The organism is Kribbella catacumbae DSM 19601 (assembly GCF_000372465.1).
Classification (GTDB): Bacteria; Actinomycetota; Actinomycetes; order Propionibacteriales; family Kribbellaceae; genus Kribbella; species Kribbella catacumbae.
On sequence record NZ_AQUZ01000009.1, the window covers coordinates 36,361 to 49,278 of the forward strand.

The 12,918-nt window shown below is 67.0% G+C and carries 10 protein-coding genes; 7 read left to right on the top strand and 3 right to left on the bottom strand.

Annotation, left to right across the window (positions count from 1 at the left end; translation table 11 throughout):
• The first annotated feature begins 210 nt into the window (after positions 1-210).
• Positions 211-2,514, top strand: a complete 2,304-nt coding sequence (locus tag A3ES_RS0111980; RefSeq protein WP_020387053.1) for a M4 family metallopeptidase — start codon at positions 211-213, stop codon at positions 2,512-2,514.
• A 306-nt stretch (positions 2,515-2,820) separates the two neighbouring features.
• Here A3ES_RS0111980 and A3ES_RS0111985 read toward each other — a convergent pair whose 3' ends face one another.
• From A3ES_RS0111985 to A3ES_RS0111995, 3 genes are all read right to left on the bottom strand, one after another.
• The gene (locus A3ES_RS0111985; protein WP_020387054.1) at positions 2,821-3,999 is read right to left on the bottom strand and encodes an SGNH/GDSL hydrolase family protein; all 1,179 of its coding nucleotides are present in this window, start codon (positions 3,997-3,999) and stop codon (positions 2,821-2,823) included.
• Positions 4,000-4,179: 180 nt separating this feature from the next.
• On the bottom strand, positions 4,180-4,893 hold the full coding sequence (locus A3ES_RS0111990) for an SRPBCC family protein (RefSeq protein WP_020387055.1): 714 nt from the start codon (positions 4,891-4,893) through the stop codon (positions 4,180-4,182).
• Positions 4,890-5,462 carry a winged helix-turn-helix domain-containing protein gene (locus A3ES_RS0111995; protein ID WP_020387056.1) on the bottom strand — a complete coding sequence of 191 codons (573 nt, stop codon included), beginning with the start codon at positions 5,460-5,462 and terminating at the stop codon, positions 4,890-4,892. Before A3ES_RS0111995 ends, A3ES_RS0111990 begins: the two co-directional genes overlap by 4 nt.
• 172 nt (positions 5,463-5,634) lie before the next feature.
• Between A3ES_RS0111995 and A3ES_RS0112000 the strand changes: the two genes are divergently transcribed.
• From A3ES_RS0112000 to A3ES_RS0112025, 6 genes are all read left to right on the top strand, one after another.
• Positions 5,635-6,552 (top strand): nucleotidyltransferase domain-containing protein, encoded by a 918-nt coding sequence (locus A3ES_RS0112000; protein WP_020387057.1) that lies wholly within the window; start codon positions 5,635-5,637, stop codon positions 6,550-6,552.
• Positions 6,542-7,303, top strand: coding sequence for a nucleotidyltransferase domain-containing protein (locus tag A3ES_RS0112005; protein WP_157630471.1), 762 nt, complete (start codon positions 6,542-6,544; stop codon positions 7,301-7,303). Before A3ES_RS0112000 ends, A3ES_RS0112005 begins: the two co-directional genes overlap by 11 nt.
• 146 nt (positions 7,304-7,449) lie before the next feature.
• Positions 7,450-9,606, top strand: a complete 2,157-nt coding sequence (locus A3ES_RS0112010) for an alpha-galactosidase (protein WP_237744925.1) — start codon at positions 7,450-7,452, stop codon at positions 9,604-9,606.
• A 31-nt stretch (positions 9,607-9,637) separates the two neighbouring features.
• Complete coding sequence (locus tag A3ES_RS0112015) at positions 9,638-10,552, top strand: carbohydrate ABC transporter permease (RefSeq protein ID WP_237744926.1); 915 nt, start codon at positions 9,638-9,640, stop codon at positions 10,550-10,552.
• Complete coding sequence (locus A3ES_RS0112020) at positions 10,549-11,430, top strand: carbohydrate ABC transporter permease (RefSeq protein WP_026162792.1); 882 nt, start codon at positions 10,549-10,551, stop codon at positions 11,428-11,430. Before A3ES_RS0112015 ends, A3ES_RS0112020 begins: the two co-directional genes overlap by 4 nt.
• A 10-nt stretch (positions 11,431-11,440) precedes the next feature.
• Positions 11,441-12,802 carry an ABC transporter substrate-binding protein gene (locus tag A3ES_RS0112025; RefSeq protein WP_026162793.1) on the top strand — a complete coding sequence of 454 codons (1,362 nt, stop codon included), beginning with the start codon at positions 11,441-11,443 and terminating at the stop codon, positions 12,800-12,802.
• Positions 12,803-12,918: the final 116 nt, after the last annotated feature.

Here is a 12,918-nt window from a genome sequence, read left to right on the forward strand (position 1 = left end):
GTGTTGGTGCCAACGGCATATCCGCGCCTTGCCGGGGAATTTTCGCGGGCATAGTGTCCGTCCGCGCGCTCCACCGGCGGTGGACTAGCGGAGGGGGTTGACTGAACGATCGGTGGGGAGCCGGAGCGTTCCAGGCGGAAGTGGTGCGGCCGCCTGCCAGCCCGGCGTGGCGCAACCCGCCCAGCACCATGTCGCGAAGGGACCACTCAGATGGTCTTGTTTCAGCGTTCCCGCAAACCCGCCACCGTTCTGGCGATCGCCGGCCTCACCCTGGCCTCCGTCGCCGGATTCGGCACCTCGGCATCCAGCGCCGCGCCGAGTGCGGCACCACCAAGGCCGTCACCGGCCCAGTCGAAGGTCTTCGCAGCCCAAGCTGCTTCGACCCTGGTGGCGAACCGGCCGGCCGGACTGCAAGCCGGCAAGAGCGACGGCTTCATCGCCAAACCCGTGATCTCCGAGCCGTCCGGCCTGCAGTACGTGCCGTACGAGCGGACGTTCAAGGGACTCCCGGTCGTCGGCGGTGACTTCGTCGTCGTCACCGATGCCACCGGTGCCGTCAAGGCAACCTCGGTCGCGCAGACCAGCGCGATCCCGGACCTTGCGACGAAGGCCGGTGTCAGCGCCGCGACCGCCAAGGCGACCGCGACCAAACAACTCAAGCGCGTCACCTCGAGCACCCAGCCGACGCTGGCCGTGTACGCCCTCGGCAGCACCCCGCGACTGGCCTGGCAGTCCCGCGTCAGCGGCAGCAACGGCCGGCAGCCTTCAAGCCTGTCCGTGTACGTCGATGCGGCCACCGGCAAGGTGCTCGGTACTCAGGAGCACGTGCTGGCCGGCAACGGTACGGCCTTCTACAGCGGGCCGAGCCCGCTGACGCTGGCCACCACCCAGTCCGGCAGCACCTTCTCGATGAAGGACCCCGTCACCACCAACCTGGCCTGTCAGGACTCGGCGAACAACACCACGTTCACCGGCCCGGACGACAACTGGGGCAACGGCAACGGGACCAGCAGGGAGACCGGCTGCGTCGACGCGCTCTTCGCGGCGCAGAGCCAGAAGAAGATGCTGACCGAGTGGCTGGGTCGCAACGGCATGGACGGCAACGGCGGTGCCTGGCCGATCCGCGTCGGCCTGAACGACCAGAACGCGTACTACGACGGCACCCAGGTGCAGATCGGCAAGAACACGGCCGGCCAGTGGATCAGTTCGATCGACGTGGTGGCGCACGAGATGGGGCACGGCATCGACGACCACACCCCGGGTGGGATCTCCAAGGCTGGTACGCAGGAGTTCGTCGCCGACACGTTCGGCACGGCCGTGGAGTACTACAGCAACCAGGCGGCGGCGTACGACCCGCCGGACTTCCTGATCGGCGAAGAGGTCAACCTGGTCGGCCAGGGGCCGATCCGGAACATGTACAACCCCTCAGAGCTCGGCGACCCGAACTGCTACTCGAGCGCGATCCCCGGCATGGGCGTGCACACGGCGGCCGGACCCGGTAACCACTGGTTCTACCTGCTGTCCCAGGGCAGCAACGGTTCGCCCGCGAGCCCGACCTGCAACAGCTCGACGGTGACCGGCATCGGAATCCAGAAGACGATGCGGATCATGTACAACGCGATGCTGATGAAGACGAGCACCAGCTCGTACCTGAAGTACCGCACCTGGACGCTGACCGCGGCCAAGAACCTGTTCCCGGGCAGCTGCACCGAGTTCAACACCGTCAAGGCGGCGTGGGACGCGGTCAGCGTTCCGGCGCAGACGGCTGATCCGACTTGCACCACTGGTGGTGGCGTCACAGTCGGCAACCCGGGCAACAAGACCGGGACCGTCGGTACTGCGATCGCCGCGTTCACGTTGTCGGCGACGGGCGGCACCGCGCCGTACACCTGGTCGGCCAGCGGATTGCCGGCCGGCATCACGATCGGCTCGTCCACCGGCACGATCTCCGGTACTCCGACTGCCGCGGGCACCTACAACGTCACGGCGACGGCGACAGCGAGTGCCGGCGGGTCGGGCAACACCTCCTTCACCTTCACCATCACCGGTGGCGGCGGAGGTTGCTCCGGGCAACTACTAGGTAACCCGGGCTTCGAAACCGGTACTCCGGCGCCGTGGTCGGCGACAGCAGGAGTAGTCACCAACCAATCAGGACAGGCCACCCACAGCGGCACCTGGAAGGCCTGGCTCGACGGCTACGGATCAACCCACACCGACACCCTGAGCCAGTCGGTCACCATCCCGGCGGGGTGCACCGCGACCCTGTCGTTCTGGTTGCACATCGACACGTCCGAGACCACCACGTCGATCCAGTACGACAAGCTGACCGTCAAGGCCGGCGCGACCACCCTGGCGACGTACTCGAACCTCAACAAGGCAACCGGCTACCAGCTACGAACCTTCAACGTCTCGGCCCTGGCCGGCACAACCTCCACCATCACCTTCACCGGCACCGAAGACAGCTCCCTACAAACCTCCTTCGTCGTCGACGACACCGCCCTCAACCTGAGCTGAGGACGGCGCAGAGGCCCCGGCAATCCACCAGTTGCCGGGGCCTCGGCACCTCCCAGGTTGCCGAGGACCTGAAGTCACCACTTTGGGCACCGGCCAGTCGCCTGAGCGCCGGTCATCCGCCTGCCCGGTGCTCAAGGTCGCGTCCCTGCCCATCCGGCCCAGCACCTTGAGCACCGGCCAGCCGCCTGAACGCCGGTCATCCGCCTGCGCGGTGCTCAAGGTCGCGGGTACCACGGTCGGGGCGCTCCACCACGACGGAGGAGCCCGCGTGTTGGGTGGGTGGGAGCTGGCTGAGCGGGCGTGGGGTCAGTTCAAACTCATACGCGGTTCGCCGTTGAGTAGGCCTGTGCCGGTGATGGTGCAGGTGCCGCCTCGGTTGAGGGTGTAGGTCTGGCGGACGCAGGAGCGGAGGGCGAGTTGGCCCCAGTAGTTGGGGTGGATGGATTCCTGGATGAAGTAGTTCGAGCCGACGGTGGTGACGGTGCGGATCTGGTTGATCCATTCGGTCTTGTCGACGGCGGTGGCTTGGGTCCAGGAGGACAGGCCGACCTCCTCGTACAGGCCGACGGTCTTCTCGCAGAGGCGGCGGCCGTTGAAGGTGGACTGGAGTTCCAGGACGCGCGTGTTCGTCAAGCCGGATTGGCCGATCGCCGCGCGGACGGTGTTGTTGATGGTGGCGAGGGCTGTCGAGTTGGCCCAGTCGGCGTCGGCGTTCCAGAAGCCGCAGCCGCCGACGCTTTGCCGGGTGTAGCCGGTTTGCCCATACCGGAATCCGCTGCCGGCCGGGATGGGTGACGGGTAGGTCTGCACGAGCAGCGTCCACGCGTTGTCGCCGTACCCGGCGTTGCGCATCGCGGTCCGGACGTTCTGGAACGACGTCGCGATGCGAGCCCGTACTGCGGTGACGTTGGCGGAGGTGAAGTTCGCGACCACCGACGCGTCGTCCTTGCAGTAGTCCGGGAACCACGACGGCGAGAGCAGGAAGTCCGTCACGCAGGACGTCACGATCGACGCGAAGTTGAAGTCGTTGCCGCCGATCGAGACGACCACCTGCTTCACGTTGTGGGTCGCCGCGAACTGCTGCAGGAGTTTCGCCTGGCCGAGCTTGCCGGCGCCGTTGTCGTAGAAGTCGAGCCCGGGCTTGAAGTCGTCTCCGGTGGCCGTGCCGGTGCGGGCACCGGAGCAAGCCAGGTTGAGGCCGCCGACACCGCCACCGATGTAGGCCTCGGCGGACCTACTGCGGTGACAGCGAGGGATCGTCTCCGCGGTCCCGGCGGAGTTGTCGTGGTAGGCGTGGGCACCGAGCGCGTCGGCCGGTGCCTCGGAGTTGTTGGAGCTACCGGCCCAGCGACCCGCTTCGCCGGAGATGTAGGAGTCGCCGACGGTGACGACGTACGGCGTACCGGAGCCGGGGCCGTCTGCGTGGGCTGCGGGGGCGGTGACGACCAGGCTGCCGGCCGTCAGGGTGAGAGCGGTGATGGTCAAGGACAAACGACGCCAGCCAACAATTGCCGAGTTCGGGGTTAGCACCGGAAGGCCTCCTCGCCGAAGGGCGGTGACCACCTTGGACCCCGTGTTGGTCACCGTGCAGCGAGAATGTACTCTCCGGTAACGTCCGCGGATAGACCGAGAGCGCTGGCACGTTTGCGCCCTGTCACCACCGGGTCAGGTTGCTTCCTCCGTGCCCGGGTACCGCGGCGACCACCAGTCCCGCCAGCGCTTGTCGATCGCCTCGCGCGCGGTGTCGTCGACGCCGTAGAACGTGAGCACGGCCATCGCGGCGCCGTTCGGCTTCTGCTCGGTAGCGCCGATGTGGCTGAGTACCAGCAACCCGTCGCCCCACTGGTCGACCGTCACCCCGACCTGATGCTCCGACCGGAACCACACCTGCCCGGTGACCGACTCGCCAACCACCTCAGCCTCGTACTGCGCCCCGACAGCAGCGTCGAGCCCCAACTGCTCAGCTGGTCCCGTACTGCGACCGCCCGCGCCCGAGTAGAAAAGCGTCCGCCGGCTCTCGCCCGGGTGCCGCTCCATGGCGAAGCGAAGCTGCTGGACGAACGTGATCCAGCCCTCGGTGATGTCGTCGTAGTACGCGTCCCACTCGGGATCGTCGCTGTGTGGTGCCCGGGTCAGGGTGATTTTCGAGCCGCCCTCATGCGGCTCGACCACGAACCGGTCGCCACCCTGGATCTCCAGCGTGTGCGTCTGGCCGTCCTCGGTGAACGCGGTGAAGAAGATCAGGTCGATCTCGGCGTCCAGCCCTTCGTACTCCCAGCCGTGCCAGTGCTGGATCTTCTCCTTGTCCCGCAGGGCATTCCAGACCGCCTCGACCGGCGCGGCCACAGTCACCACGATCTGCGGAGTCTCTTCACTCATGACTTCTCTCCTCCTGTACTGCGGGGCGCGGGGTGGCCGCCGGCGATCAGCCGGTAGGGCCGGCCACCTTCGGCGTCGAAGGCCTCGACGACCTGCCGGACCGCTTCGGTCAACGCGTCGGTGAAGCGATGGACGTCACCGGGCTCGGCGAACCGAACCTCGGTCTCGAGGGTGAAGGTCAGCAGCCGCTTGCCCGAGGCATCGGCCTTGTTCTGCATCCGGGCCACGTCGCGAACGGTGCCGGCGGCAACTTCCACCAGGTGCTCGGCGGCGTGCTGATCGCCGAGCCGGCTGAAGGCGCGACCCATCACGGCCGGGTCGACGACGAAGGAGCCGGAGGTCGCGCGCAGGATCCGCTCGACGCACCCGCGCCGCTGACGCTCCTCGACCAGCTCCACCAGCCCGGCCTTCTCGAGCTCCCGTAGGTGGTAGTTCACCCGCTGCCGCGGCAGTTCCAGGGTCGCGGCCAACTGGGTCCCCGACGCAGGCTCCTGCAGCAGATCAAGCAACTGCCGGCGCAGCGGGGACAGCGCGGCCCGCACTTTCTCAGGCTCCTCCAGCAGCTTCATGCCGACTACTGTCGTATTGACAGTTTCATTTGTCAATACGGCGGGCCCGGACCGCCACCACTCACAAAGTCGGTTGGTCGGGGTCCGGGGCGGCGGCGCTGAGCGGGGGATGCGGCGGCGCACGGGGGTTTATGAGTGGTGGCGGTCCGGGGGATGCAGGAGTATGGCCGTCATGTCTGGCTTTGGGCCGCAGTTGCCGGTGGGGACTCAGGTGGTGTTGCGGGTTGAGCGGCCCGCCGCGGCCGGTGGTATTGCGCAGCGTGGGGCGACCGGGCGCGTCAGTGGGGTCACGGCTGATGGCAGGTATGTCGTCCGGCTGGTCGATGGACGGGAGGCGACGGCGAAACGGGATCAGCTGAGCTTGCGGACGGCCTACCAGAGTGACGCGGTCGCGGTGGATCAGCCGGATGGCGATCGGCTGGTGCGGGAGCACACGATCTACGCGGCGGTGGTCGGATCGCGGGCGTTCGGGCTGGACACGGATGCCTCGGACACGGATACGCGTGGGGTGTACGTCGCGCCGACGGAGGCCTTCTGGTCGCTCGGCAAGCCTCCGATGCATGTCGACGGGCCCGACGAGGAGTGGTTCTCCTGGGAGGTCGAGCGCTTCTGCGAGCTCGCGCTGAAGGCGAACCCCAACCTGCTCGAGGTGCTCCACTCGCCGTTGGTGGTCAGTCAGACTCCACTTGGTGAGGAGTTGGTCGGTCTGCGGGAATCGTTCCTTTCGCAGCTCGCCTACCAGACCTACTCGGGCTACGTGCTGAGCCAGTTCAAGAAGATCGAGGCGGACTATCGCCGCGACGGTGCGCCGAAGTGGAAGCACGTGATGCACCTGATCCGGTTGTTGCTGGCGGCCCGCACCTTGCTCACCTCGGGAAAGCTGGTCGTTGACGTCGGCACCTATCGCGAGCGGCTACTGGCAGTGAAGCGCGGTGAGCTCCCCTGGGACGAGGTCGAGCGCTGGCGTCTCGAGCTGCATGCGGAGCTCGAGAACGCCTTGCAAATAACAGTTCTGCCCGCGACGCCCAACGTCGCTAAGGTTGACGCCTGGCTCAGATCGGTCCGGAGGAGGAGCATCGGTGACGCGTGATATGCGCCAGCTCGACTACCCCGAACTCCGCGCCATCATCACCGGCCAGCCCTACCGCTTGCTCTTCGCCACCGTCTCCGGCGCCCATCTCTACGGCTTCCCGAGCCGTGACTCCGACGTGGATCTGCGCGGAGTCCATCTGCTGCCGGTCGAGAAAGTGGTCGGTCTGACGACCGGACCCGAGACGCTGGACCGCACCTGGTTCCAGAACGGGGCCGAGGTCGACCTCGTGACGCACGATCTGACGAAGTTCGTCCGGCTGATGCTCCGCCGCAACGGCTACGTGCTCGAGCAACTCCTGTCGCCGCTCGTGGTGGCGACCACCCCGGAGCACGAGGAGTTGATCGCTCTGGCGCCGGACTGTCTGACCCGGTGGCACGCGCATCACTACCGGGGGTTCGCGAACACCCAGTGGGACTTCTTCGTGAAGAAGAGCGAGCTGAAGCCGCTGCTCTACACCTTCCGGGTGCTGCTGACCGGGATTCACCTGATGCGGACAGGTGTCGTGCAGGCGGATCTCCGCGAGCTGGTCGAGCTCGCGGAGGCGCCGGCGTACTTGGGGGAGCTGATGGCCGCGAAGGCGGAGGCTGAGCACGGGCCGCTCGTTGGGCCGTCTCGCGAGCAACTCGAGCGGGATGTGACGGCTCTCCAGGCGACGCTCGACCAGGCTGAGACCGACTCGAAGCTGGCCGACCGGCCAACGGCCGACGCCGCGCTGCACGAGTTCATCGTGCGAACCCGCCTCAGCTGACCGGATAGCGGTCGCTCGCAGGCCCTCCGGAGACCGGGTGGCCGATACCGGCGCGCGCTGTGCAGCCGGGGGAGCGGACTTCTAAAGTATTTACTTAACCGTGTGAAGCTATTGACACCTGCTCTGTTCGGGTAAATAGTTCCGTCTTGAAAACAATCGGAAAGCAGAGTGAATCAACAGTGTCGAACATCAAGGTGCTGCAGCTCCGCTCGGCGGGTGTCAGCCTCGTCCTGGACTGCTCCGGTCCGGCCCTTCCGTCCGTGCTGCACTGGGGTGCGGATCTGGGCCCGCTGGACGAGGCGGCTCTGGTTGGCCTGAGGCTGGGAGCGGGCGCGGTACAGGCCGGCAACGGGCTCGATGACAACAAGCCGGTCGCGATCATCCCGGAGTACTCCGCGGGCTGGTTCGGTCTGCCGGGGCTGAACGGGCATCGCGACGGACAGGACTTCTCGGCGTCCTTCCAGCTCACTGAAATCGCCCAGAGCGGCAACACGGTTCAGGTCACCGCTGCCGATCCGCAGGCCGGACTGAGTCTCGCTCTGGTGATCGAGCTGACCGATTCCGGGCTCGTCCGGGCCAAGGCCGAGCTGACGAACACCGGCGCATCGGCGTACACGGTCGACGGGCTGGTGCTCGCGCTGCCGGTACCGACCGAGGCGACCGAGTTGCTCGACATGACCGGTCGGCACATCGGTGAGCGGCACCCGCAGCGACACGCGTTCACTCAAGGCGCGCATGTCCGCGACAACCGCCGCGGCCGCACTGGCGCCGACGCCACCCTGCTGCTGATCGCGGGCACCCGCGGCTTCGACTTCGGCACCGGCGAGATCTGGGCCGTGCACACCGCTTGGAGCGGCAACCACCGCTCGTACGCCGAACGCGGCATGAGCGGGTACGCCGTCATCGGCGGCGGCGAACTCCTGCTTCCGGGTGAAGGCCGGCTCGCGCCCCAGGGGTCGTACAGCACCCCGTGGCTTTACGGCTCGTACGGCGTCGGCCTCGACCAGGTATCGACCCGTTTCCACGAGTTCCTGCGCGCTCGCGAGACGCACCCGAAGACGGACCGCCCGGTCGTTCTGAACACCTGGGAGGCCGTGTACTTCGATCTCGACCTCGACAAGCTGAAGACGCTCGCCGATGCGGCTGCCGAGGTCGGCGCCGAGCGGTTCGTGCTCGACGACGGCTGGTTCCGCGGCCGCCGCGACGACCATGCGGGTCTCGGCGACTGGTACGTCGACGAGGGCATCTGGCCGAAGGGCCTGCACCCGCTGGTCGACCACGTCACCGGGCTCGGCCTGCAGTTCGGCCTCTGGGTCGAGCCGGAGATGGTGAACCCCGACTCCGACCTGGCCCGCGAGCACCCGGACTGGATCCTTGCCACCGGCAACCGGATGCCACCGACGGCGCGGCACCAGCAAGGCCTCAACCTGGGCATCCGGGCGGCGTACGACTATCTGCTGGAGCGACTCGACTCGCTGCTGAACGAGTACGAGATCAGCTACCTCAAGTGGGACCACAACCGCGACTTCGTTGACGGAGGCAACCAGCAGACCGGTACGGCGGGCATCCACGAGCAGACGCTGGGCGTGTACCGGCTGCTGGACGAGCTCAAGCGACGCCACCCGGGCCTGGAGATCGAGTCCTGCTCGTCCGGCGGTGCCCGGGTCGACCTCGCCATCCTGGAGCGGACCGACCGGGTCTGGGGTAGCGACAGCAACGACGCGCTGGAGCGGCAGAAGATCCAGCGCTACACGCAGTTGCTGTTGCCGCCGGAGCTGATCGGCTGCCACGTCGGCCCGCCGCAGGCGCACACCACCGGCCGGACGCAGAGCCTCGCCTTCCGGGCGACCACCGCGTTGTTCGGCCACTTCGGCATCGAGTGGGACATCAGCGCGGCTTCGGCCGAGGAGCGCGAAGAGCTGGCAGGGTGGGTCGCGCTGCACAAGGAGCTGCGGCCGCTGCTGCACACCGGCCGGGTGGTTCGCGCCGACCGTGGCTCCGACGACTTCCTGCTGCACGGCGTGGTCGCGCAGGATGGCTCGCGTGCGGTTTACTCCGCTGTCCAGCTGGCACAGTCGATCACCTCCGACTTGGGCCGGGTCCGGCTGCCGGGTCTCACCAAGGACCGGGTCTACCGGGTACGCAAGACCCCGACGCCCGGCCCCCAGTCGCGTACTGCGCCCTGGTGGGTCGACGGCGGCACGGTCGAGCTGAACGGGGCCGCGCTGGCGTCAGTCGGCGTACAGGTTCCGGCGCAGTTCCCCGAGAGCGCGATCCTGCTGGACGTCCAAGCGATCGACTGAAGGTCCATCGACTGAGGAGGTATCCGTCCCCGTGACCACGACGACGAGTGCGCCGAGCGGCGCGACACGAAAACGACGAAGGTACGGGGATCTGAAGGTCGCGATGATCTTCCTGGCTCCCGCGACGCTGGGCTTTGTGGTCTTCTACATCTGGCCTACGTTGCGGGGTGCCTACCTCAGTTTCACCGAGTACAGCCTGCTGTCCGCGCCGGAGTTCAACGGGCTGGACAACTACGACCGGATGCTGCACGACAGCTTCTTCTGGAACGCGCTCGGCGTCACCGTCGAGTACGTCGTGATCAACATCGGCCTGCAGACCGTACTCGCGGTCGGCATCGCGATGCTGATGTACCGGCTGACCCAGTCGATCACGGTCCGGGCCGTGATCCTGGCGCCGTACCTGGTGGCGAACGTCGTGGTCGCGCTGGTCTGGTACTGGATGCTCGACTTCCAGATCGGCATCGTGAACCAGGGCCTGACCTGGATCGGGATCGATCCGGTGGCCTTCTTCGGCGACTCGCACTGGGCCATCCCGACGATCGCCGGGATCAACGTCTGGCGGCACATGGGCTACACGGCGCTGATCGTCTTCGCCGGCCTGCAGATGATTCCGAAGTACGTCTACGAGGCGGCCGAGATGGACGGCGCGTCCGAGCTGAAGACGTTCTGGCGGATCACGCTGCCGCTGCTCCGGCCGATCCTGGCGATGGTCCTGGTGGTCACCATGATCGGCTCGTTCCAGATCTTCGACACCGTCGCGGTGACGACCCAGGGCGGCCCGATCAACGCGACCCGGGTGATCTACTACTACATCTACGAGCGGGCGTTCACCCGGTTCGACTTCGGCTACGCCTCCGCGATGGCGATGGTGCTGTTCGCGATCCTCGCGGTCGTCTCGCTGCTGCAGTTGCGGCTGCTCCGGGCCAAGGAGAGTGACCTGGCATGAGGACTCGCCTGAATCCCGGGCGCGTGGTCGCCTGGGCCTGCCTGATCGTGTTGATGATCCTGACCTTGTTCCCGTTCTACTGGATGCTCCGTACTGCGCTGTCGAACAACACTCAGCTGTCCGGTCACCCCAACGCGCTGCTCCCGGTGGAGACGACACTGGGCGCCTTCAAGCGGGTGCTCGGGCTGTCGTCCGTCGCCGAGGCGCAGGCCCAGGGTGGATCCGGTGCCTCGGTCAACTTCTGGCTGTACCTGCGCAACTCGTTGGTGGTGGCAACTGTCACCACGGTCTGCCAGGTGTTCTTCAGCGCGATGGCGGCGTACGCGTTCGCCCGGCTGCGCTGGCCCGGCCGGGACAAGGTGTTCGCGCTGTTCCTGGCCGCGCTGATGGTGCCGCCGATCTTCACCACGCTGCCGAACTTCGTGCTGATCAAGAACCTCGGCCTGCTGAACAGTTTCGCCGGCATCATCTTGCCGGGGGCGTTCATGACGCCGTTCGCGATCTTCTTCCTGCGCCAGTTCTTCCTCGGCATCAACCGGGAGCTGGAGGAGGCGGCGATGATCGACGGCGCCGGTCACCGCCGGATCTTCTTCGGCCTGATCCTCCCGATGAGCGCCGCGCCGATCACGACGCTCGCGGTGCTGACCTACATCAACTCCTGGAACGACTACTTCTGGCCACTGCTGGTCGGTCAGCAAGAGCAGGTCCGCGTACTGACGGTTGCCCTGGGCATCTTCCGCTCGCAGACCCCGCAGGGCAGCCCGGACTGGGCGGGCCTGATGGCCGCGACGCTGATCGCCGCGCTGCCGATGATCCTGCTGTTCCTGGCGTTCGCGAAGCGGATCACCAACTCCATCGGTTTCTCCGGGATCAAGTGAGGTGACCTCGATGAATCTGTCACGACGTACCTTGCTCAAGGCGGGCCTCGCAGGGCTGGCCGCGTCCGCTGTCGCGGGCTGCAACAACGGCGCCGCCGACCGGCCGGCCGGCGAGATCTCGTACTGGCTGTGGGACTCGGCCCAGCTGCCGATGTACGCCGAGTGCGCCAAGCTGTTCCAGCAGCAGAACCCGCAGTACTCGGTCAAGATCGAGCAGAACGGCTGGGCCGACTACTGGAACAAACTCGTCACCGGCTTCATCTCCGGTACCGCACCCGACGTGTTCACCTCGCACTCGTCGAAGTACCCGCTGTTCGCCGACAAGGACCAGGTGCTCGCGATCGACGACTTCGTGGCCCAGGACAACGTTGACCTCGGCATCTACCAGAAAGGTCTCGCTGACCGCTGGATCGGTGCCGATGGCAAGCGGTACGGCCTGCCGAAGGACTGGGACACCGAGGCCTACTTCTACAACAGCGCCTTGGCCGAGGCGGCCGGGATCAGCACCGAGCAGCTGAACTCGATGACCTGGAACCCGCAGGACGGTGGCACGTTCGAGCAGATCGTCGCGCGCCTCACGGTCGATAGCAAGGGTCGCCGTGGGGACCAGTCCGGCTTCGACAAGGACAACGTGAAGGTCTACGGACTCGGCTTCGGTGACGCGGGGGGCGCGGACGGGCAGACCAGCTGGAGCTGGTACGCCGCGACCAACGGCTGGAAGTACTCCGAGGGCGAGCCGTGGGGCACCAAGTTCTTCTACGACGACCCGAAGTTCGCCGAGACGATCGGGTGGTGGCGTGGGCTCATCACCAAGGGGTACATGCCGACACTCGCGCAGGCGAAGTCCGGGATCGACTCCAGCGCCACGGCGGCCTTCGGCGCGGGCAAGTACGCGATCACTCCGAACGGGTCGTGGATGCTCGGCACGTACGGTCAGCTCAAGCAGGTGAAGACGAAGCTGGCCCGGTTGCCGCAGGGGCCGAACGGCAAGCGGATGTCGATGATGAACGGCCTCGCCGACAGCATCTGGGCGGGCACCACCCGCAAGGAGGCGTCCTGGGCGTGGGTGAAGTTCCTCGGCTCGCAGCAGGCGCAGGACATCGTCGCCAGGGCGGGCGTGGTCTTCCCGGCGGTCACCGCCAGCATGCCGGCGGCAAAGGCATCCTTCGCCAAGGCCGGCTGGGACGTCACCCCGTTCCTCGAACCGGTCGAGGCGGGCGACGTCTTCGCCTTCCCCGCCAACCCGAACGCCGCCGACGTCTCAGCAGTGATGACCCCGGCCATGGAGTCGGTGATGGGTTTCCAGTCCGACCTCGGCTCCCTGAGCAAGGCCAACGACGACGTCAACCAGATCCTCGCCGCCAACTCCTAGACCGGGGTCGGACCCTGGGCCGTCCCTGACTCGGCATACCCCAGCGGGAGTACGTCGTACTGCGTCCGGGGGCGCAGGGTGCCCCCGGGGGAGTAGGTGAGGTGTAGCCGCCGAGG